This window comes from Myxococcus sp. CA056 (assembly GCF_013336715.1).
Lineage (GTDB): Bacteria > Myxococcota > Myxococcia > Myxococcales > Myxococcaceae > Myxococcus > Myxococcus llanfairpwllgwyngyllgogerychwyrndrobwllllantysiliogogogochensis.
Genome location: NZ_JABUMT010000002.1, coordinates 779,026 through 800,568, shown reverse-complemented (window position 1 = coordinate 800,568; position 21,543 = coordinate 779,026). Strand labels below are relative to the sequence as shown.

Here is a 21,543-nt window from a genome sequence, read left to right as displayed (position 1 = left end):
TCAGTTGCATATTTGCGGGGCTCGACGACGAACCGGGGTCGGGCGCGACATCGCGTTACCCGTCGGCCACCGAGCAGGAGCGGCTTTCATGAACAGATTCATCTGGAGCGTGGGCGTGACAGGACTCGCGCTCGCGGGCCTCACGTCCGTGTTCCTTCGCCGCCCCGTGGAGCCTTCCTTCACGCAGGCAGCCACCGCGCCGGCGCCGCTCCGTTCCGAAGCAGGCCCGCCTCTGCGCCCCATGCATGCGGCGGAGCCCACGGAAAGCCCCGACGCCGACCCGCCTTCCACACTCGCGGCATCCGGGATGGCGGAGCCCCGCGTCCCCTCGCCTCCTGTCCGAGCGCGTCGGCCGACTTCGGAGTCACGCCTTCGCCTCGTCCAGGCTCTGCGCGGTGCGCCCTCCGAGCCGGGCGCGCGCCGCGAGGCCGTCCTCGCCTCGCTGGTCGCCTCGGGAGAGAGCCAGGCGCCCTGGACGCATCAGGCTCGCGAGGCCCTGGACCTCTGGCGCCAGCAGGTGACGACGAGCGTGCTGCCCGTCCAGGCCCAGGCGGCGCGCTGCTTCGTCGCGGGCTGCGTGACGCGCGTCACCTTCCCAGACGCCCCCTCCTTCGACGTGGCCTTTGGCCTCACACCCGAGCTGCGGCTCCCCGGTGGAAGCGCGCACCTCCAACTCCCCGCCGAACACCTCGCCTCGGGCGAGGTCTCCGCCGCCTGGGTCGTCCTCCCTCCAGACGCCCCCTGAACCCCTTCGCCACGGATTCACCCCAGCAGTCCCACAAGGAGAAGTCCCTCGATGAAGCCCCAGTCCCTGTTCCAGAAGTCCCTGCTCGCCACCAGTGTCGCGCTCCTTCTCACCGGCTGCGGAACCACCGCCGCCGAGGAGGAGGTCACCCAGTCCGAGCTGTCCACCGACGAGTCCGCGCTGCTCGGCCTGCTGCCCTCCTGCGAGGAGCCCGAGGAACTGGCCGAGGTCGTCGAGCACGCCTGCATCCACGCGGAATTGGGCCCCTTCGAGCCCGTCACCGCCGCCGCCCTGGGCGCGCCCGTGCTGGTGGACGCCAGCACGCCCCACACCGCGTACAACATCACCCTCCCGTCGAGCGCCACCTCGTGGGGCTGGGCGGGCCGCGTGTCCTTCCTCCCCGACGAGTCCGGTGAGTTCGCCTTCCTGCTGTCACGCCATCGCGGCCTGCGCATCTACGACGCGGCGACGGGCCTCGAGGTCGCACGCGAGTGCCGCTACCAGGTTCCCACCGAAGTATGCGGCGCGCTGAAGACGGCCATCGTCGCAGACCTCGAAGCCGACACCGAGTACCACCTGGAGTTCCGCTCCATCCTGAGCCGCAACGCCGCCTTCTCGCTCGTCATCGAGGAGGCCGCGCACCACCACGAGGAATAGCGCTCCTCGTCTCTCCATCCACGCGGGTGCCCGGAAACACTCCGGGCATTCCGCCCCACGCCGCGTCGTCCACGCCACTCCTGGCACACACATGTCTCTCAATGACGTCCTCCCCTCGCCTCCCCATGGAGCGCTCCCGCATGCGATTGAACCTCCGTGCCCTTCTGGCCTCGTGCGCCGTGGCGGCTTCCGCCTGCGGTGGTGGCGAGACGCCCCCGAGCGTCGAGCCCGAACCTCACGCCGAAGACCCGTGCGCTCCCAATGGCCACATCCACCGTGAGGCCGAAGGCGACTGGTGCCACTGCAACAAGGGCCACGTCGCCGCGCCCCAGGGCCTCGCCTGTGAAGTGGACCCCGACTACGTCCCCAGCGAGGGCTTCGACTTCGGCGACGACGGAGAACATGCGTGCTGGCACGTCGCGCACGGCCCCTATGTCACCGTGACGGCCACCACCAGTCGCAACCCTCGCGTGGACGACTTCCACACGCACTACACCGTGAAGCTCCGTGAGGAGAACGGCCAGTACACGGGCACCTTCAGCTACAAGGCCTTCGCCAGCGGCGATTTCGTCGTCTACCTCAGCACCCCCGACGTGCCCGTCAGCCTGGTGGAGACCGCCATCCAGACGCAGCTCACGCCGGCGGGCACCAAGTCCACGGGCGACTTCTGCTCGGGCCTTCGACACATGGTCGGCTACGAGCTGACAGACCGCGTCCAGTACACCCTCACGCTCGGCCCCACCTCGCTCCCCGAGGTCGGCATGGTCATCGAACACCTCGAATAGCCCTGCACGACAGGCCACACCCGGCCGTGGAAAACGTCCGCCCTGTTATTGCAACTCAATTACATTTACGTCATGAGTAACCGCGCCGTGGAGTGGCGGTGGAAGCCCGCTTCGGTGCCCGCGCGTCGCGCCCGGCGTTTGAAAGGAACCCCACAATGAAGATGCTGAAGCAGACCCTTTGCGGTGCGTTGCTCGGGCTGTCCCTGGCGGCCTGCGGCCCCATGGACGAGGCGGAGCTGGAGTCGGTGGGCCAGTTGGAGGCGCCGCTGGAGGCTGGGTGCGTGTCGGTGGACGACACGCTGATGACGACCCATGCCTGCACCCACGCGAGCAACAGCGCGGACAACGTGACAGTGACGACGAGCGCCACGCGCATCGCCACCGCGCCGGACATCAGCACGCGGCACAAGCACTACACGCTGAATCTGCCGCCCGGAGCCGAGGGCTCGGTGACGTTCACCCCCGTCGCCGTGACGTCGGGCACCTCCACGGTGGAGTCCATCTCGTTCTACCTGTCGCAGAACGTGGCCTTCACGGTGGTGGACACCACCACCAGCACCACCGTGTCGGCGCTCATCAGCGAGGCCGTGTCGGAAGTCGCCTGCTCGCTGACGCAGGCCCGTGTGTATGACCTCGTCGTGGGCCGCGAGTACATCGTCGCCACGGGCCCCGCGACGGGGAACCAGGTCGGCCTCGTCCCCGAGTACCTGTACGACAACCGGGACCGCTTCTACCGGGACCAGGATGGCGACGGGTACGGCACCAACACGCCCGTGTACCGCTACGCCTGTGAGGCGCCCGCTGGCTACGTGAAGCAGCGGTTCGACTGCGACGACACGAACCCCGCCATCTTCAACTGCTGAGCCCCACCCCTGTAGCCCGGGCCCACCGTGGCCCCTCCAGCGGGGCGTCCTCTGTGTTCGAGGGCGCCCCGCGCTTCACCCGTTCGCCCCGCTCACTTCGCAAGGAAACACCCGAACATGCGTCTGACCCACGTCGCCGCCCTGCTCACCACCTGCGCTGTCCTGACCCTGACGGGCTGTGACAACGATGACCCCATCACCCCGAGCTCCGATGCGGGCACTCCGACGGATGCGGGCCCGGACGCGGGACCTCCACCAGACGCGGGGCCTTCACCGGATGCGGGCCCGGACGCGGGAGGTGACACCACGAAGCCCCACGTCACCGCGTCCAGCCCCGAGGAAGGCGCGACGAACGTGCTGCCCGTGCAGACCTACAAGGTGGACACGACGAACACGAGCCTGCGGCGGCTCGTCACCGTCTCCTTCAGCGAGCCCATGGACTCCACCGCCGCGCAGGTGACGTTGTTGGACGTGAGCACGCCCGCCAACGCCTCGCGAGTCCTCACCGGCACCTGGTCCGAGGACGCACTGACCTTGTCGCTCTCCATTCCGCGTCCGGAGTCGGACCTTCCCCCGCTGGAGGAGGACAACCGCTACTCGCTGGACCTCACGTCGCTGCGGGATGTCGCGGGCAACGCGCTGGACACAGTGCACGCGGGACTCGGCGATGGTCGGCTGGACTTCACCACGGGCGAGCGGGACCGCGTCACGGAGCACGCTTGCGGGCACGCGCTGCTGGAGTCCCCCCTGGCCGTAAGGGCGGGTGCGTCTCCGACAACGATGTATCCCGCGACGGACTCGCCCCACGAGTTCTACGAGCTGACGCTGCCGACGAACGGGACGTCATTCCTCGGCTACTCGGAGGTCGTCTCCGCGGAGCGCGACGAGCCGGTCATCATGTACCTGAGTCACGAGGTCCCCGTGGTGGTGCACGACGTGACGGAAGACGAGACGGTGATTGCCTCCACGGTGACGCCGGCACCCGCCGTGTGTCTCCCCGCGATTTCCCACACGCTGAAGTTCACCGCGCCCGCCGGAGACCGCTTCCTGCGCCTCACCTACGGCCCAACGCCTCTGGAGAATTTCACCTTCGTCTTCGAGCGATATTGAGCAGGTTCATCTCCGTGGCGAACGCCCTATGCTGCGGAGATGTTGCGCCGTTTCCGCCAGAGGCCCGACCCGGACGACGCTCCCGACTTCGAGCCTCATCAGCCGCTCGGCGCGCCGATGCCCTGGCCCGACGGTCGTCACGTCGCCGCCAATGCCGGCAAGCACATCTTCCTCTGGGACCTCGCGACTGGGGAGTGCTCGCGGGTGCTCGAAACCAGCGCCATCCACCAGCCACCGATGTTCCGTCTGGCGTGCGAGCCGGTGCTCGGGCGCGTGCTCGGAAGCCACAAGCTTCGAGAGTTCGCCCTGTGGGACTCGACGGACTGGCGCCGCCTCCAGGTTTTCGCGGGGCACGGTGAGCCGGTGCGGGCCGCCGAGGTCATCGCTGAAGACCGGGTGCTCTCCGTCAGTGGCGATGGCTTCGCGCTGCTGTGGGATGCGTGGACGGGTGAGCTCCTGCGCAGGTTCGAGACTTCGCCGCTCTACGCGCTCGCCCAGAGCCCGGCGCACGGCCTCGTCGCCGTCGGCGGTGGCAAAGGTGCCATCACCTTGCTCGACGGCCCCACGCTCGAGGTCCGCGCCAGCTTCCAACTGCCCATGGCGACCGCGCGACACGCGCCGCTCAGCGAAGAGCGCCAGCGTCAGCTTGGAATCGTGTGGAACCGCCCGTCCAACACCATCGAGGCATTGACCTGGCATCCCGATGGCGAGCACCTGATTTGTGGAAGCTGGGACTTCATCGCCAGGATGGTGCACAGCCACACCGGACACGTCGTGCGCGAGTGGCACGGCCATGCGCACTGGGTCGACTCCGTCGCCGTCGACCCGCGACGCGGACTCTTGTGCACGGGCAGCTCCGACGGCACCGTGCGTGTCTGGTCGCTCGACTCGACCGAGTGCCTCGCGGTCCACGACGTCGGGCACGCCGACCTCGGTGGCCTGTGCCTGATTGGGGACTCCCTCTATGTGACGGTGCGCAGCGAGCTCGTGGTGATTCCCCTGCCGTGACCGCCCGGTGAAGCTCACTCCGTGCGCTTGCGCTTGCGCGACATGATGCGACTCAGGGCCACCTCGGTGATGCCGAGGTAGGCCGCCACGTCGCGCTGCGGGACCCGCCCGCGCAGATGCGGGTGCTCCGCCCAGAAGGTGTCCAGCCGCTCCTCAGCGGACAGCTCCAGGAACTCCTGCTCCCGTCGCTCCTTGAGCAGGAAGTGCCGCTCGGCGACGCGGCGCGCCACGCGCACCCAGCACCCGTGGCCCTCTTCCAACGTCTGGAAGTCCTGCGTCCGGAACACCAACACCCGTGCGGGCTCCAGCGCTTCGATGGCCGTCATTGACGGCATGCGTTGGAGCATCTCCGCGTACGCGCCCAGCAGTTCACCCTCGGCGCGAAAGGCCTTCACTGACTCGCCGCCTCGCGCCGACACGCGCACCAGCCGGAACACCCCTTGAAGCACGACCGCGAAGCGGTCCGCCGCGTCTCCGGGGCGCAGGAAGTGGGCCTTGCGCTCGACCGACTGCTCCCTCGCGAGCGACTCGGCCCTCTCCCACTCACTCTCGGGAATGGGACCGAGCGGGGACAGCTGCTCGTAGAGCTTCGGGAATCTCACGGGGACGAGGACGGAGGTTAACCCAGGTTAAGGCGGCAATCGAGCCGGGCGCCGTACACCGGGGACATGTCCATCAACGTCTACGCGATTGCCACACCCTTCGTCATCGCCCTGGCGCTGGGCGAGTTCGTCTACTGCGTGGCGAAGCGCAACGGGTACTACAGCTTCCAGGACTCCATCGCGAGCGTGGGCACCGCCGTCCTCAACCAGTGCGTCAACGTGGCGGTGGCGCTGCTGATGCTGCCCCTCTTCACCCTGTTGGGTCAGCTCGCGCCCTGGAAGATTGACGTCGCGTCACCCTGGGCGCTGCTCGGCCTCTTCCTGGGGGTCGACTTCCTCTTCTACTGGTTCCACCGCTTCGGGCATCGCACCAACATCGGCTGGGCGGCGCACTCGCCACACCACTCCACCGAGGAGCTGAACTACGCGGTGGCCCTGCGGGCCAGCGTCACGCAGCGCATCTTCTCGTTCCTCTTCTACTGGCCGCTCGTCGTCGTCGGCTTCTCGCCCGAGGCCGTGCTGGCCATGGTGGCCTTCCACCTGGTGCTCCAGTTCATCCCCCACACGCGCGTCATCCCCAAGCTGCCCCGGTGGATTGAGTCGTGGCTCAACACGCCCTCGCACCACCGCGTGCACCACGCGCGCAATGACCTCTACATCGACAAGAACTACGCGGGCTTCCTCATCATCTGGGACAAGATGTTCGGCACCTACGCCGACGAGACGGAGGAGTGCTCCTACGGCGTCACCTCTCCGCCGAACACCTGGGACCCCACCGTCATCAACTTCCAGTTCTGGGGGAAGCTCGTCAGTGACGCGGTGAAGACGCGCAGTTGGTGGGACCGGCTGCGCCTGTGGGTGATGCCCACCGGCTGGCGCCCCTCGGACCTGCCGGCCCGCGAGTCGACCCCGTGGAAGCGAGATGGCGTGGAGGTGAAGTTCCAGTCCACCGAGCTGCCCAACATCCGCGGCTACCTCGTCTTCCAGATGATTGCGTCGATGCCCTTCATGCTCCTGGTCAGCCACCACGCCTCGCCGCTCGTGGGATGGCAGAAGCTGATGCTCAGCGTCCTCTTCTGGGGCATGGCGACCGCGTGGGGCGGGATGATGGAGTCCAAGCGCTGGGGCCTCCCACTGGAGATGGCTCGCGTGTTCGCCATGGGCGGCGCCGTGACGCTGTGGCTCGTCCAGGCGGGCGCTCCGCTGTCGTGGCGGGCGCTCACCGTGGGCTGGCTCGCCGTCACCCTCGTGTGGATCAGCGTCGCGCGCGCGAGCAGCCGGAGTCCCTCGCCCGTGGCACGCGGCGTGAGCTGAGCCGCGCTGCTCACCCGGCCTTCTCGGGTTCCCATGCACCCGAGAAGGCCGTGAAGCGCCGCACGTTGACGGACAGCGCTCGGTGCACCTGCGTCTCCGGTGTGATGTCCACCGGGCTTCCGTCGGCGGGCAGCGTCAGCCGGTCGAAGTGCGCGCCCTCGAACCATTGATGCGGCCGGGCCTCCACGACGAAGAGTCCGTCGTCGTCCAGGTCCGCATCAATCGGCACGAAGTCCACGCGCTGGAGCTCCACGGGCGGCGGGAAGTCGAGCGCCACCCGGAAGGGCACCCGCGCTTCTCCCCGGAAGGCCGTACCCGCCAGGAGCATCGAGTGTCCCTGGAGGGACGCCGCTTCGTCTCCGAGAGCCCGTGAAGGAGGCTGGAGCAGCAGCGAGAAGGACCGGGCCCGACCCGCGATGCCCGGTGAGCGCCCCAATACCTGGGCCTCACCGCCGGCGAGCAGGTCGAACACCACCTCGCGGTCCCATTCCCCGAGCACCGTCCCTCCCGAGAAGAAGTCCCCGTCATGCGCATGCGCCGTGGGCACGAACGCGTTCAGCAGCGACTTGAAGACGCCGCGCGTCCGCGCCTGGAGCGGAGAGGGATTCTCGAAGAGGTAGATGGGCCCGAGCACCATCCGCGCGGAGGTGAGCCGCACGCTCCAACCTGTATCGGTGGTGAGTTCGCCCACCTGAGCCGCGCCGGGCGCGAGCGCGGTGCGCAGGCCCATGCGGAACACGATGCCTCGCCCGCCGGTGCCGGACAGTCCACACGCCGAGCCACCACCGACGAGCGTGGTGCCCATGAACAACATGAAGGCGCGACGGGAGCCATGAAACACACGTGTCATGGGGCCTTCTCCCGCGGGCACCGACACAACGAGGTGTCGTGTCGTGGACGGGAGAGCGTGGGGTGCTGGGGTCCCTCCGCGAGCCCTCGGCTCAGTACGGCGGTGTGTCGCGCCAGGACTACCCGCGACGAAGCGGGCCTCTCGGGCGACTGGGACAGGTGCCTCATGGAGCGTCCTCCTCGAAGTCCAGGTACAGCGTGAAGGTGCCTCGAAAGGTGCGCGGTGCTCCGGCGGAGAAGTGGCGCGTGGCCAGCAGTGACGCGGGGGCATCGGGTCCCCGGAAGTTGGAGACGTAGTTCAGCTCCGTCTCGCGCCAGCGCGCGTCCAGCACGTTCTCCACGGACACGCCCAATTCCATCCAGTCCCAGCGCGCGCGCGCGCCCACGTCGAAGAGAAACACGGGGTCGCTGTAGCGATTCAGCGGCAGCGGCCTGGGTCCCACCGCGCTGTGCCCCAGGGCTACGTTCCATCCGAGCCGCTCGCCCGCCACGGTGACATGTCCTCTCACCGAGGCATCCACCCGCCCCAGCAGCGCCGGGATGTAGGGCATCACCGCGCCGTCCCACAGCTTCCACGCGGACGCACCTGGCGTCGGCAGCGTCGCGCGAGCCCACGCGACGGAGGCCTGCGTGTCGAGCCAGTCTTCCCATTGCAGTCGACCCGTGGCGAAGGCTCCCAGCCGTTGCGATGCGCCGATGGGCTGGTTGCGTCCCAGTCGCTCGTCGAAGACGAAGTCCTGGGACACGCGCGTGGCGAAGACCGCGCCGCGTGCTTCCAGCGAGTACGGCCGCGACTCGCCCTCCAGCCTCCAACCCAGCCCCGTCTCACCCGAGGCGACGCGCGCATACGGCGCCAGCTCCGCGTCGGACAGCGCGGCGGCGTCGCTGGAGCGCGCGCCCAGTCCCGCGCTGGTCAGCCACGTGAGTCGAGGTGACAGCTTCACCTCGGCGCTGGCCCGGGGGCTGGCGAAGAAGCCATAGGCATCCAGGGACTCCTCCGGGATGCGCGGCCCATCACGGTCCACGGCGGGACGGTTCAGGTCCTCCACGCCGAACAGGAACGTATCCAGCCGCACACCGACACGCAGGGCCAGCCAGTCGAGCGGCTGCACTCGCAGGGACGCGTATCCACCCAGGTTGGTGGTGCGCACCTGATTGTCGAACAGGGTGGAGTATGGCGCGCCACCGCTGTCCCTCAGCCGACGTGAGCGCGTGCGGACGTCGTCGTAGCGAGCCACATAGCCCAGCTCCAGCGGGCGTGACTGCCCCAGCAAAGTGAGCCCTGGCGTGTAGCGCCCGCGCAGGCCCAGGGTGCTTCCCCGGTAGTAGCCCTCCGTGCCGTCACCGCGCTGCGCGTCCTCGCCGGGAGGCGTGTCCTGGATGAAGCCGGTGAAGTTGTCGCGGATGCGCGTCTGGCGCAGCACCACGTAGCCCTGCTGCACCAGCCGTCCGCCGCGCTTGAGACGCGACTGGAGCTCCGCGGAGACGAGGTGGCGCTGGCTCGCGCCTCCCTGGTTCTCGTCATAGAAACAGAAGAACTGCGAGTCCGCGTCCGCCGCGCACGGCAACCGGGCGTCCACCACGTCCGTCTCCCGCACCACGCCCGCCGAGGCGAACCGCGCGCCGTAGCTGGCACCGAGCAGTCGCAGTCGCGTGTCATCTCCCAGTCGCAGCTCCACCTGCGCCATGGCGGTCGCATTGGCGAAGGAGCGATTCGGTCCGAAGCCCTCGCCCTGTCGCAACAACAGCCCCACGAAGGTGGCCTCGCTGGACTCGGGTGGGCCCCACACCAGCGCGAGCCGACGTGAGGCGAAGCTGCCGTAACTGGCCGAAGCGGTGAGCCCTCGACGCGCGAGGCCGAGCTGGTATTCCACCGTCCCCGCCACGCCGAAGTCACCTTGCGAGGCGTCATAGGGGCCCTCGGTGACTCGCAGCGAGTCCACCAGTTCCGGGATGATGAAGTACGTGTCCGCGTAACCGTGGCCGTGGGCGTGGGAGACCTCGTTGAGGGGCACGCCGTTGAGGCGCATTTCCACGTCCTTGCCCTCGCCCGCGTCGAAGCCTCGGATGAACACCGTCTCCGCGTGACCCTCGCCTCCGTGGTTGGCGAGCATCACTCCGGGCGCGAGCAACATCAGGTCGGAGGCCGAGTTGCGCGGGACGTCCGCGAGCTGTCCCACCTCGATGTGAAAGTCTCCGACGGCCACGGGCGGTGGTGCCTCGGCCACACCTCGGACCGTGGTGGAGAAGCCGGGCGACGAAGACCTGGAGGCCGCCTTCGCCTCCTCGGATGAGGCGCCCGACGGCGACGTCGAATCGTCCACGGCGAGTTCCGACATCAAAGGTGGCGACGGTGTTGCCCCCATCGCCCCGTGCGGCGTGTCCGCGACGGCCTCGCGCGCCCGCATGGGAGCGAAGTGGACCGGGACGTCCACCTGCACCTCGAGCGGCACTCCGCTCCGCCGCGCCGGCTCGAACTTCCAGCGCACCGCCGCGCCCATCGCGGCCCTGTCAAACACGGCTCCCGCCGACTCGCGCACCTCCACCCGCGACACCGCGCCCACCTCATCAATCGTGAGGCGAACCACCACCGTCGCCGTGTCCTCCAGCACCGGCGCGTCACCGGGCGTCACCGGCGCCGCCACCTCCACCGGAACCGGCGGCGAAATGAGCGCCTCCTCCAGCGCCCCCACCGCACACAACACCAGCATCGCAATCCACACGGCGAGGACCTCACTCCTGGGTTCGGCGGCACCCGGGACACCTCGCCACCGGAACGTCGACCGCCCGGAGATACAACACGGACCCCTTGAATTGCAACTTAGTTACATATACATCCGCGAAACATGAATTTGAAATCGAGCGGACCTGGCCTCCTCGCGGTGCTCGCGCTGACACTGGCGCTCCCGGCCTGTGACTCCGTGCCCCCCGGAGACGTGCGCGTGACGATGAGCGGCGGAGACGGCACCCAGCGGGGTTTGCCAGACACGCTCTTCCAGGACGGTTGGTCCGTGCAATTCACCAAGTACCTCGTCTCGCTCGGAGACTTCACCCTGACCTCCGCGTCGGGCGAGGCGCGTGAGAGCCGCCGCCATGTGCTGGTGGACGTGCAGAAAGGAGACATCCCGCTGACGGAGCTGACGGGCCTGCCGGCGGGCCGCTGGGACGTGGGCTTCCGAGTCAGCCCACCCCGCGACGACACGGAGCTGGCGGACGGCCAGGTCTCCGCCGAGGACCTCGCGATGATGCGCGAGCGCGGCTTCAGCTACTGGGTGGAGGGCCGCGCGGTGAAGGCGGGCGTGGGCATCTTCGACTTCCGGATGGGCTTCCCCGTCGACGCACGCATGGTGGACTGCATCAACGGGGTGGATGGCACCCAGGGCATCATCGTCCCGGAGGGCTCCCGGGCGGACGTGGAGGTCACCATCCACGCCGAACACATGTTCTACGACAGGCTCGGCACCCACAGAGGCGTGCAGCTGCGCTTCGACGCCATCGCCGCGACGGCCACCTCGGACCACCTCATCACCCCGGAGGGGCTTGCCTCACAGCAACTCACCGACTTGAAGGATGCCCAAGGTCGGGAGCTTCGCGACGCAGCGGGTCAGCCCGTGGTGTACCTGCCCGGAGCGCATGATGTGCGCACGCTCCAGCAATTCGTCACCCAGAGCATTGTCGATCAGGCCCACCTCAACGGTGGAGGTGTTTGCACGGTCGCCAAATGACAGGTGGACCCGCGGGCACCCCACCCCCGCTGGACTTGGCCCGCCCCGCGCCGCTAGGAAAGTCACATGGACTCTCCTCTGCACCTGCAAGCCCGCATGGCCCTCTGCCGTCCCGAGCACATGGTGCTCGATTTGTTCGTGCAGAGCCTCCGCGAGAGCATCGCCCAGCGGATGGGTCGGAACCTGGCCCGGGCCGCCGGAGCGCCCATCGCCAGCGTCCCCGTACGGGGCGCCCCCTCACACCGCTCCGCCCGCGAGTACCTGGAGTTGCTCCACGAAGGCGCGAGCACCGTGGAGCAAACCCTGGGAGAGGACTACTCCCACGCCGTGGAGCAGCTGTCCTTCACCGCGGCGAGCCACGTCTTCTCCGCGCCCGTGGGCGCCATGGTGATGGCCATCACCGGCGAGGACCCGCACCGCGGCCTGTCCGTGGGCTCGGGGCTCGCGGGCGCCACCAGCACCTTCGGCGAGCGGGAGTACGAGCGCGTCTCCGACACCACCGCGCGCGTGCGCTTCAAGGACGAGTTCTTCGGCCCCGCGTGGTGCAGCGGCCTGGTCCGCAGCGGCCTGCTCCAGACGAACCCGGAGCGGCGCTTCCGCGTGGAGCTGGAGACCGGCGAGCCGCCCTTCAAGGACTTCTCGCTGCTCATCCACTGGTAGCCCCCCGCTCCGCGAGGGGACCGCCGACCGGCCGGAAGCACCGTGAGACGCTTCCGGCCAGCGGCGCGGACAGGCACGAAGCCCGCCCGACAGGCGCACCGACTCAGGCCTTGGGGGCTTCCTTGCTCCGGCGCTCCTCGACTTCCTTCTTCACCTGCTCCATGTCGAGCGCGCGCACCTGGCGGACCAGGTCCTCCAGCGCGGCGGCGGGAAGCGCACCAGCCTGCTCGAAGAGCAGGATGCCGTCACGAAACACCATCAGCGTGGGGATGGAGCGAATCTCGAACGCTCCGGACAGCTCCGACTGCGCCTCGGTATCAATCTTTCCGAAGACGATGTCCGCGTGCTTGCCGGACGCCGCCTCGAAAGTGGGCGCGAAGATGCGGCACGGACCGCACCACGACGCCCACCAGTCCAGGATGACGATGCCGTTCTTGCCGACCGTATCCTTGAAGTTGTCCTTGGTGATTTCCACCGTCGCCATGACGGCCCTCGTTTCTCCCCGCCTGCGCGGAGCGTGACTTCAGCGGACTTCCAACAGCTCCACCTCGAACAGCAGGGTGGCGTTGGGGGGGATGACACCACCGGCGCCGCGCGCGCCGTAGCCCAGGTCGGGAGGAATGGTGAGCTTGCGCACGCCGCCAATCTTCATCCCGGCGACGCCGTCGTCCCAACCCTTGATGACCTGACCCGCACCCAGACGGAAGGTGAAGCCCTCGCCCCGGTCCCGGCTGCTGTCGAACTTCTTGCCGCTCGTCAGCGTCCCCACGTAGTGCACGGTGACCGTCTTGCCGGCGGTGGCCTCCGTGCCAGTGCCGACCTTCACGTCTTCGATACCCAGGCTCATTCCCTCTCCTGTTGCAGTGGAAGGTTCCACCTTAACTCGCCAACCCCGCTGGCGCCGCACTGGAAAGCACAGTGGCGCGGGCCCGTTGGCTACCGGGCACCGCGCCACCGACTCACGCCGTGCGTGAAGACTTCAAGACGCCCGCGTCAGAACGTACCACCCACGCTGACGACGCCCTGGTAGCTACCCCCGTTGTCGAAGTCGCCGCCGCCGGACTCGATGCCGGGGGCGAACTCCTTGTCGAAGAGGAAGTTGTAGTTGGCGCGCGCATCCACCGTGAAGTGACCCACGTGGCCCCGCAGGCCCACGCCCGCCGGGACACTGCCCACGGTGTCATCCCGGTAGCCCAGCGACTGGCCGCCCCGGAAGTTGTAATCGTTGATACCAATGCCGCCCAGCACGTACGGCTGCCACGCGGAGGGGAACAGACCCAGCGTCGCCACGGCCGTGCCACCGTTGCGCACGAGGTCAGGACCGTCCACGCTCACCTCGCCACGCTTGGAATCGATGTCGTTGATGGCGCCGGTATAGCCCAGCTCGATGCCAAACACCTTGGACGGCCGGATGGCCGCCGTCACGCCCGCGGTGGGGCCCGGGTTGAGCTGCGGTGCCAACGCGCCGGTGTAACCCTCCACACCGCCGCCCAGCATCACGCTCAGACCCTTCATGTCGTTCTTGTCCTTCTTCTTCACCTCGAGCGGCTCGACAGGCTCCGCGGCTTCAGCCGAGGGACGAAAGTCCGAGGGCGGAGGCGCGGTGATGCCGCTGCCACCCGTGGCGTCATCCTGGGGCAGCGCCGGGTATGACTCGGAGCGGGGCTCCGCCGCGGGCGCGGCCTCGGGACGAGGCTGGGGCGAGGACTGCGGCGGCGGGGCCTGCAGGCCCTGGATGTCGTCCTGCTGTCCGCTGGAGCCACTGCCACCGGTCCCCTGCTGCTGCTGGGAGTCCTGGTTCGACGGCTCGCAGCGCAGCGGCATGTTCAGGTACACCTCACCCTGCGCGGGTGGAGCGGCCTGGCTGCCTCCGATGGCGGACGAGCTCGAGGACGAGGAGTCATCCTGCCCGCTCTGTCCACTGCCGCCGACTCCCGAGTCGTCATCCGTCCCCATGGAATCGGGCACGGGCTCCGTCTCGATGATGATGTCTTCCTCCTGAAGCGAGTCACCAGAAGAGGTGTCCTGCGATTGAGCCAGCAACACTCCCTGTCCCGGGTTCCCCGCGCTCGCCCGTGGTGGTGGGCAATCGCCGTCCGAGGCCAGTGCCGAGGTGCCGTAAAAGAGCGCCCCGATGGCGCCTGCCAGAATTTTCGCTTTCATCCAACCCTCCGTCGTCGAGTGGCTGACATGAAGGTTGTTTGCGAAGACACATCCGGCAAGGCACACCTGGGTAGCGTTTCCCGCGTGGCTGGCCGCTGAGCAGCCAGCCAGGCGTGGAGCCCGGGAAACACGGTTGCACGAGCAGGCTACTTTTCGCGCATCCACTCCGAGCCGGTGACGACGGGCAGTTGCAGGGCGCGCTCGCGGTCCAGGTCCAGGTTGCCGACGTGCAGCGACAGGGGCGACTGCACCCACTTGTAGATGGACTGCGTGAAGAGGCGGACGAACTTGTCCACGTAACCGCCGAGCCTCGTCGCCTCCACCTCCGGGAACATGGGCGTCAGCGCCTGGAGCATCTCCGAGGGCGTGAGCTTCTCGCTCGCGAACAGGTAGAAACACGCATCGAGGATGGGGAAGGGCATCAGCTCCTCCTCCCCCACCTGGTTGTGCGCCAGCTCCGGGCCCGCGGGCTTGGCGAGCACCTTGCGGATGCCCTCGTAGCCCGTCACCTCCTGGAGGTAGTCCAAGAGGTACATCACCACCGTCTTGGGCAGGTTGGAGATGACGGCGAGCGCGCCCATCAGGTCTCCACCGATGGTGGTGTAGCCCACGGACTTCTCGCTCATGTTGCCCGTCTGGAGGAACAGGCCGCCGCAGGAGTTGCTCCAGTTCCACATGCGCTGGGCGCGCAGGCGGGCCTGGATGTTCTGCTCGGTAATCGGCGTGACGGGGGTACCGCCCAGCATCCGCGCGGCCACGTCGCGCTCGCGCTCGAAGGCCTCGTCGATGGAGACCACCTGGAAGGCCACGCCCAGCTCGCGGGCAATCGTCTCCGCCGCGTCGCGGGTGGAGTCGCTGGAGAAGCGACTGGGCATGTAGAACGCCTGGATGAGCGAGCCGGGGTTCTCCGGCCGCGCGCGCTTCGCGTAGCGGTGGGCGATGAGCAGCGTCAACAGCGAGTCACGGCCACCGGACAGGGCGATGCCCAGCACCTTGAAGGCGCGCGTCTTCTCGAAGTAGTCGCCCACTCCCAGCGACAGCGCGTCGAGGATGTCCTCGCACAGCGCCTCGCGCGCGGGCCTTCGCTTGTCCGGGGTCGGCAGGAAGAAGCTGCGGTGCGCGGGCACGGGGTACGTCAGGGACTCGCGCCGGGTGCGCACCGCGTCGGTGCAGTCCAGCACCGCGGTGCCCTGGCCACCGGTGGTCAGCCACGCCTCGCGGTCCACGCGCCACGTGGTGGCCTCGCCGCGCAGGCGCAGGGTGCGGTCCAGGTCCACGACGGCGGAAGCGAAGCCCTCCTGGAAGCGCGGCGTCTCCATGACGTGGCGGCCGTTCTGGTTGAGGAAGCCGCCGCCGTCGAAGATGAGGCCGTCGTTGCTGCCCACCGCGTTGCAGTAGGCGATGGTGCATTGGTGGTCGGCGGCACGGGTGGCGATGAGCTCGCGGCGCGTCTCCACGAAGCCCAGCCGGAAGGGCGAGGCGGAGATGTTCACCACCAGCTCCGCGCCGGAGTACGTGCGCCGGCGCATGGGGCCGTCCGCGCTCCAGATGTCCTCGCAGACCTCCGGCGCGACGAGGCCGAAGTCGAACTGGAAGAGGTAGTCGCCCAGCGGCACGCCCCGGTAGCGCTCCTTCATGCCGGGCTGGCCGCGGCCGAACGTCCGCGCTTCATAGAAGACGCTGTAGGTGGGCAGCTTCTCCTTGGGGACGAGGCCCAGCACGCGGCCTCCGGCGACCACCGCCGCGCAGTTGAGGCGCTGTCCCTGGAGGGCCACGCCCACGCCGACGACGAAGACGGTGGAAAGCGCGGCCGTCTCGCGCGCGAAGCGCTCCAGCTCCGGCCACTGTCGGTCGATGAAGCCCTGCCACTGGACCATGTCCTCGGCGGGGTAGCCGGCGAGGAGCTGCTCCTGGAAGACGCCCACGGTGACGCCGTCCTCGGACATCCGCTTCGCCAGGACGAGGGCCCGGTCCGTGTTGCGAACGAAGGCTCCGACGGTGGTGTTGACGCTGGCGATGCCGACTTTCACGAGCCGCATGATTCTCCCGCTCCCCTTTCGCTTCCGACGCGGGGCTCAGCAATGCTCGGAGCGAAGCACAAGGCAAGCCCCAAGCCCCGGGGCGCACGGGTGGGTCAGTTCAACGGGCCCAGGGGCCGCACGGGCTGGAGCCGGGCGATGAGCTCGCCCACGTCCTCCAGCACCGCCTCCAGCCTGCGCTTCACGTCCAGCTCCGCGAGGAGCTGTTGGCGCCGCTCGGCCTCCGGGCTGATGGCGGAGGCCACCACGTCCGCGAGCTTGCCGCCCGCCGCACGGGCCGTCACGGGCAGCAGGTTCTCCGCGAACGTCGGCGGCACGCGCCCGGCCAGCTCGAAGACGGCCTGACGCAGCCGCTCCTCCTCCGGCCCCTGATACGGCAGGTCCGGCAGCGACAGCGCCTGCACCTCTCGGTACGCCTTGTCCGTGGTCAGCTCGGTGACCATGCGGATGCGGCTGACACCTTGGAGGAGGATGTTGTAGCGCCCCTCCTCCACCTCCTCGTCCCAGACGATGACGCCGGCGCACATGATGGACTGCATCGGTGGCCGGCCCTCGTACTTGCCCTCCCAGCCGTCCTCCAACTGGGCCAGCGCCACCACGCGGTCCGTCGCGAGCGCGTCCTTCACCATGGCCCGGTAGCGCGGCTCGAAGATGTGAAGGGGGATGACGGTATGGGGGAAGAGCACCGCCGACGGCAGCGGGAAGACCTTCAGCGCACTGGCGGCGGCGCGCTCGACGCGTTCTTGGGCGGTCATGTCGGGCATCCTTACCCGTGTTGATAAGCCTCTCGGGCGCCCGTCGCACCGCAAACCCGCGTCCCACCGCGGCCCGCACCGGAGGGGCGGGGCACAACCCACTGGATTCGCAGGGACTTTCCGTCGGGACGCCCCTTCGACGACTACCGTGCGCGCGGGCGGCCAGCCCCTCCATTCCAGGCCCGCATCGCCACCTCCACCAGGCCGAGCAGCTCCGCCTCGCTCGCGCCGTCCTGCGCCTGGATGGACATGCCCTGGACGACGGCGCCGAAATACCGCGCCAGGGCCCCCGCGTCCGTCTCCAGGGGCAGCTCCCCGGCGGCGATTCCCCGGGCAATACGCTCGCGAACCAGCTTCACCGCGTTCGAGCGGAGGCCCGCGACGAGGTCGGCGACGGGCTGGTGGGCCTCCGCGCACCGGAGGACACCCGTCGAAATCATGCACCCGGGCGGCTGCTTGCGGCGGGTGAAGGCCCGGGCCGACTCCCGGAGCACCCGCTCGATGGCGCCCCGCGCGGTCGGCTCCTCGGTGAGCGCCAGCCACGTGTGGGCTCCGGGGCCCTGCTGGTAGCGCTCCAGCACGCGCCGGTACAGGCCCTCCTTGGAGCCGAAGGCCGCGTAGAGGCTGGGCGCGGTGATGCCCATGGCGCCAGTGAGGTCCGCCACCGACGCGCCCTCGTAACCCAGCCGCCAGAACACCTCCACGGCCAGGTCCAGGGCCTTCGTCTCATCGAACTCGCGGGGCCTTCCGCGCGGCCGGGGCCGAGGGGCGATGTCGATTTTCATAACGCTCACTATTGAAATCAGGAAATGGGCTTCCTATTTATAAAACACTCGCTACATAAATAGGAGTTCCGCCCGATGCATTCCGCCATCGCCACCTTCCTGGTGGCCGCAGGTCTTGGTGTCTCTCCCGCAACGTCCGTGAAGCCGGAGCCGCGCGCCGTCGAGGCGAGCGCCCGACCGAGCGCTGTCGTCGTGAGTCCTGAATCGAGCGCCCTCGCGGCGAGCCTGGACCCGGTCATCGACAAGGCGCTCGCGGACCAGCGCATCGTCGGGGCCGTCGTCATCGTCGCGAAGGACGGAGAGGTCATCTACCGGCGCGCCGCGGGCTTCGAGGACCGCGAGGCGAAGAAGCCCCTGCGAGAGGACGCGGTGTTCCGACTGGCGTCGATGACGAAGCCGCTCGTCTCCGTCGCGGCGCTCGCCCTCATCGACCAGGGCAAGCTGTCCCTGGAGGACCCCGTCACGAAGTGGCTGCCCACGTTCCGCCCCAGGCTTCCGGATGGACGTGAGCCCGTCATCACCGTGCGGCATCTGCTGACGCACACGGCGGGACTGACCTACGGCTTCAACCAGCCAGCGCAGGGGGCCTATCAAAAGGCCCAGGTCTCCGACGGGCTCGACAACCCTCCCGGGCTCACGCTGGAGGAGAACCTGCGTCGCCTCGCCACCGCCCCGCTGGCCTCGGAGCCTGGGGAGAAGTGGGCCTACTCGTTGGCCACGGACGTCCTGGGCGCCGTCGTCGCGAGCGCGGGAGGCGCGCCGCTGCCCCAGGTCGTCTCACGGCTCGTCACGCAGCCACTCGGCTTGAAGGACACGGGCTTCCGCGTCAGTGACGTCTCGCGGCTCGCGACGCCGTATGCGGACGGAAAGCCTGTCCCCGTGCGCATGGGCAAGACCTTCGACATCCCCTTTGGCGCGGGCGTGGTCCACTACACCCCGAGCCGGGCCCTGGACGCGCGTGCCTTCCCTTCCGGGGGCGCGGGCATGGTGGGGACGGCGAGCGACTACGTGAAGTTCCTGGAGGCCCTGCGCAAGGGCGGGGCGCCGGTGTTGAAGCAGACCACCGTCGAGCAACTGGGCTCCGTCCACGTGGGCCCGGAGTCGCAACCGCAGGGACCGGGCTGGGGCTGGGGACTCGCCTCGGCGGTGCTCATCGACCCGGCCCCGACCCACAGCCCCCAGTCGGCGGGGACGTGGCAGTGGGGTGGTGCGTACGGACACAACTGGTTCGTGGACCCCCAGCGGGGACTCACGGTGGTGGCGCTGACCAACACCGCGCTGGAGGGCATGTCGGGCGGGTTCCCCGGCGCCGTTCGTGATGCGGTGTACGCAGCCGACAAGGCTCCCGCGAAGAAGCCCTGAGTTGGGGACGGACGCTCCTTCAGGCCTGTCGGCGAAACGCGCCCGGTGTCATGCCCACCCAGCGCCGGAACGCCTTGCCGAAGGAGCTCTCCGTCTCGTAGCCCACGGCACGAGCCACCTCCGCCATCGCGACGTCCCGGCCGCGCATCAGCACCATGGCCCGGTGCATGCGCCACCGGCCGATGTACGCCAGCGGCGCTTCACCCACGAGCGACTTGAAGCGCTCCGCGAACACCGAGCGCGACATGCCAGCGAGCCGGGCGAGCCCCTCCAGCGTCCACGGGGCCTCGGGATTCTCGTGGACGCGCTGGAGCACCGCGCCGATGCGCGGGTCGACGAGCGCTCGCAGCCAGCCGCCCTCCCCAGAGGACGACTCCAGGTGCGCTCGCAAGGCCTGCACGAAGAGGACATCCGCGAGTCGGCTCACCACCGTCTCATGTCCAGGCTGCCTGGCCTCGATTTCGGAGGCCACGAAGCGCAGCGTCGACTCCAGCCACCTCGGGGACTTGGGGTCATCCGCCCGGACGTGGAGCAGCGTCGGCAGGTGCCTTACCAGCGGGCTGAGTGTCTCGCCCTCGAAGGTGAAGGAGCCCACCACCAGCGTCACCGCCTCGCCGCCCCCGCCGTAGTGCAACAGGCCTCCGCAGCGAATGGGCGTTCGCGTCGCATAGACCTCCGCGATGGGAAGCACGCGCGTGCCACGGCGGTCCTTCAAGGTGAACTTCACGTTGGCGGGGACGAAGACGAAGTCTCCGCCCGCGAGTGACAGCTCCCGCTCGTCCGTGGACAGCAGGCAGCTGCCGCGCATCACCGCGTAGAAGAGCGGGAGCGGAGAGCCGTCGATGCGCATGCCCCACGGGGCCGTCAGCTCGTAGCGCGCGTGCACACGGCTGCGCAGGTGCACGCCCTGGAGCACGTCCGCGAGGACATCGAGCCCGGGCTTTTCGCCGGACGGTTGGACGAGAGAAACGGACTTCTGGCGCATGTTCGTCCTTTCACCCAGGACTATAGGTCCACTCACGCGGCGGGCGAGGAAGCACGAGCCTCCCTACCCCACGGCCCGCCGTCCAGGAGACAGACCTCATGAGAGCCATTCGCCTGCACAAGTTCGGCGGACCCGAGGAGTTGCGCCTCGACGACGTGCCCACCCCCACCCCAGGAGAGGGCGAGGTGCGCATCCGCGTGCACGCCGCGGGACTCAACTTCACCGACATGGGCCAGCGGGAGGGCCGCATGCCCGGTACGCCGCCGCTGCCCTTCGTCCCGGGCCTGGAGGCCGCTGGAGTCGTGGATGCCGTGGGACCTGGCGTCCAGGGCCTCACGAAAGGAACGCGCGTCGTCGCCGTCCTCCCCAATCAAGGGGCCTTCGCGGGATACGCCATCGCGCCGACGGCGACCGTGCTCGCCCTTCCCGACGCGGTCTCCTTCGAGCAGGCGGTCTGCCTGCCCGCGCAGGCCCCCACCGCGCTGCTCGGACTGAGGGAGGGTGCGCGGCTGCGTGAGGGCGAGTCCGTCTACATCCCGTCGGCCGCGGGAGGAGTGGGGACGTTCCTCGTGCAGTTCGCGAAGCGGATGGGAGCGGCACGCATCATCGGTGGCGTGAGCCAGGACGCCAAGCGGGACGTCGTCCTGCGTCTGGGAGCGGACGCGGTCGTGGACACGTCCCAGCCGGACTGGCCCGCCCGGGTCCGCGAGGCCACGGGTGGACTCGGCGCGGACATCGTCTTCGTGGCGGGCGGCGGAGAGCTTCCCGGCAGGAGCCTTCAGGCCCTCGCCTTCCGGGGACGGCTGGTGCTGTTCGGCGCGGAGAGCATGTTCGACACGCAGTGGAGCCGGGAACAGATGACCGGAATGCTGGCCCAGAACCAGGCCATCATCGGCTTCGCCACCTTCACCCTTCCCTTCGAACTGAGGCAGGCGGCGCTCCGTGAAGCGCTCTCGCTCGTCGAGCGAGGTCAACTCCAGGCGGTCATCGGACAGACCTTCCCGCTCGAAGCAGTCGCCCAGGCACATCGAGTGATGGCGGAGCGGAGCACCACCGGCAAGGTCGTCATCCGCATCGACTGAGCGTCCAGGCCCGCACCAGGGCCCGACTCAATACGGTATCACAGAAACTAGAAC

21 protein-coding genes are annotated in these 21,543 nt (G+C 68.9%); 11 read left to right on the top strand and 10 right to left on the bottom strand.

Annotated elements, in window-relative coordinates:
- The first annotated feature begins 88 nt into the window (after positions 1-88).
- The 6 genes from HUA76_RS10940 (at position 89) to HUA76_RS10915 (ending at position 5,168) form a co-directional block, all read left to right on the top strand.
- A complete protein-coding gene (locus tag HUA76_RS10940; protein WP_174460792.1) occupies positions 89-745 on the top strand; it encodes a hypothetical protein in 657 nt (218 codons plus the stop codon).
- Between the two features lie 51 nt (positions 746-796).
- Positions 797-1,402: a hypothetical protein gene (locus HUA76_RS10935; RefSeq protein WP_217439529.1), complete on the top strand. Its 606-nt coding sequence runs from the start codon at positions 797-799 to the stop codon at positions 1,400-1,402.
- 140 nt (positions 1,403-1,542) lie between these two features.
- Positions 1,543-2,187, top strand: a complete 645-nt coding sequence (locus HUA76_RS10930) for a hypothetical protein (RefSeq protein ID WP_174454019.1) — start codon at positions 1,543-1,545, stop codon at positions 2,185-2,187.
- 155 nt (positions 2,188-2,342) lie between these two features.
- A complete protein-coding gene (locus HUA76_RS10925) occupies positions 2,343-3,050 on the top strand; it encodes a hypothetical protein (RefSeq protein ID WP_174454018.1) in 708 nt (235 codons plus the stop codon).
- A 117-nt stretch (positions 3,051-3,167) separates the two neighbouring features.
- Positions 3,168-4,160, top strand: a complete 993-nt coding sequence (locus HUA76_RS10920; protein ID WP_174454017.1) for an Ig-like domain-containing protein — start codon at positions 3,168-3,170, stop codon at positions 4,158-4,160.
- A 39-nt stretch (positions 4,161-4,199) separates the two neighbouring features.
- Positions 4,200-5,168: a WD40 repeat domain-containing protein gene (locus tag HUA76_RS10915; protein ID WP_254614129.1), complete on the top strand. Its 969-nt coding sequence runs from the start codon at positions 4,200-4,202 to the stop codon at positions 5,166-5,168.
- A gap of 14 nt (positions 5,169-5,182) precedes the next feature.
- On the opposite strand, the gene HUA76_RS10910 is transcribed toward HUA76_RS10915, so the two are convergent.
- Positions 5,183-5,770, bottom strand: a complete 588-nt coding sequence (locus HUA76_RS10910) for a Crp/Fnr family transcriptional regulator (protein ID WP_174454016.1) — start codon at positions 5,768-5,770, stop codon at positions 5,183-5,185.
- Between the two features lie 66 nt (positions 5,771-5,836).
- Here HUA76_RS10910 and HUA76_RS10905 point away from each other — a divergent pair, with 66 nt between their 5' ends.
- On the top strand, positions 5,837-7,084 hold the full coding sequence (locus HUA76_RS10905) for a sterol desaturase family protein (RefSeq protein ID WP_174454015.1): 1,248 nt from the start codon (positions 5,837-5,839) through the stop codon (positions 7,082-7,084).
- Positions 7,085-7,094: 10 nt separating this feature from the next.
- Here the strand turns inward: HUA76_RS10905 and HUA76_RS10900 are convergent, their stop codons facing one another.
- Both HUA76_RS10900 and HUA76_RS10895 read right to left on the bottom strand, forming a co-directional pair.
- Positions 7,095-7,934, bottom strand: a complete 840-nt coding sequence (locus HUA76_RS10900; protein WP_174454014.1) for a hypothetical protein — start codon at positions 7,932-7,934, stop codon at positions 7,095-7,097.
- Between the two features lie 163 nt (positions 7,935-8,097).
- A complete protein-coding gene (locus HUA76_RS10895; protein ID WP_174454359.1) occupies positions 8,098-10,644 on the bottom strand; it encodes a TonB family protein in 2,547 nt (848 codons plus the stop codon).
- Positions 10,645-10,779: 135 nt separating this feature from the next.
- On the opposite strand from HUA76_RS10895, the gene HUA76_RS10890 reads away from it, so the two are divergent.
- Both HUA76_RS10890 and HUA76_RS10885 read left to right on the top strand, forming a co-directional pair.
- Entirely contained in the window at positions 10,780-11,658 is an 879-nt protein-coding gene (locus HUA76_RS10890; protein ID WP_174454013.1) for a hypothetical protein, read from the top strand.
- A 66-nt stretch (positions 11,659-11,724) separates the two neighbouring features.
- Positions 11,725-12,318: a DUF2378 family protein gene (locus tag HUA76_RS10885; RefSeq protein WP_141642156.1), complete on the top strand. Its 594-nt coding sequence runs from the start codon at positions 11,725-11,727 to the stop codon at positions 12,316-12,318.
- 103 nt (positions 12,319-12,421) lie between these two features.
- Here HUA76_RS10885 and trxA read toward each other — a convergent pair whose 3' ends face one another.
- The 6 genes from trxA to HUA76_RS10855 all read right to left on the bottom strand — a co-directional run bounded on the left by trxA (position 12,422) and on the right by HUA76_RS10855 (position 18,060).
- A complete protein-coding gene (trxA, locus tag HUA76_RS10880; RefSeq protein ID WP_141642157.1) occupies positions 12,422-12,802 on the bottom strand; it encodes a thioredoxin in 381 nt (126 codons plus the stop codon).
- Between the two features lie 39 nt (positions 12,803-12,841).
- Positions 12,842-13,165: an FKBP-type peptidyl-prolyl cis-trans isomerase gene (locus tag HUA76_RS10875; RefSeq protein WP_141642158.1), complete on the bottom strand. Its 324-nt coding sequence runs from the start codon at positions 13,163-13,165 to the stop codon at positions 12,842-12,844.
- Positions 13,166-13,311: 146 nt separating this feature from the next.
- On the bottom strand, positions 13,312-14,481 hold the full coding sequence (locus tag HUA76_RS10870; protein ID WP_174454012.1) for an outer membrane protein: 1,170 nt from the start codon (positions 14,479-14,481) through the stop codon (positions 13,312-13,314).
- Positions 14,482-14,627: 146 nt separating this feature from the next.
- Positions 14,628-16,520, bottom strand: a complete 1,893-nt coding sequence (gene nadE, locus HUA76_RS10865; RefSeq protein ID WP_174460791.1) for an NAD(+) synthase — start codon at positions 16,518-16,520, stop codon at positions 14,628-14,630.
- Between the two features lie 95 nt (positions 16,521-16,615).
- The gene (locus HUA76_RS10860; RefSeq protein ID WP_141642161.1) at positions 16,616-17,275 is read right to left on the bottom strand and encodes an LON peptidase substrate-binding domain-containing protein; all 660 of its coding nucleotides are present in this window, start codon (positions 17,273-17,275) and stop codon (positions 16,616-16,618) included.
- 143 nt (positions 17,276-17,418) lie between these two features.
- Positions 17,419-18,060 carry a TetR/AcrR family transcriptional regulator gene (locus tag HUA76_RS10855; RefSeq protein WP_174460790.1) on the bottom strand — a complete coding sequence of 214 codons (642 nt, stop codon included), beginning with the start codon at positions 18,058-18,060 and terminating at the stop codon, positions 17,419-17,421.
- Between the two features lie 75 nt (positions 18,061-18,135).
- On the opposite strand from HUA76_RS10855, the gene HUA76_RS10850 reads away from it, so the two are divergent.
- Positions 18,136-19,422: a serine hydrolase gene (locus tag HUA76_RS10850; RefSeq protein ID WP_174460789.1), complete on the top strand. Its 1,287-nt coding sequence runs from the start codon at positions 18,136-18,138 to the stop codon at positions 19,420-19,422.
- 19 nt (positions 19,423-19,441) lie between these two features.
- Here the strand turns inward: HUA76_RS10850 and HUA76_RS10845 are convergent, their stop codons facing one another.
- Positions 19,442-20,407, bottom strand: a complete 966-nt coding sequence (locus tag HUA76_RS10845) for an AraC family transcriptional regulator (protein ID WP_141642164.1) — start codon at positions 20,405-20,407, stop codon at positions 19,442-19,444.
- Between the two features lie 98 nt (positions 20,408-20,505).
- Between HUA76_RS10845 and HUA76_RS10840 the strand changes: the two genes are divergently transcribed.
- Complete coding sequence (locus HUA76_RS10840) at positions 20,506-21,489, top strand: NADPH:quinone oxidoreductase family protein (protein WP_174460788.1); 984 nt, start codon at positions 20,506-20,508, stop codon at positions 21,487-21,489.
- The last annotated feature ends 54 nt before the right edge of the window (positions 21,490-21,543 follow it).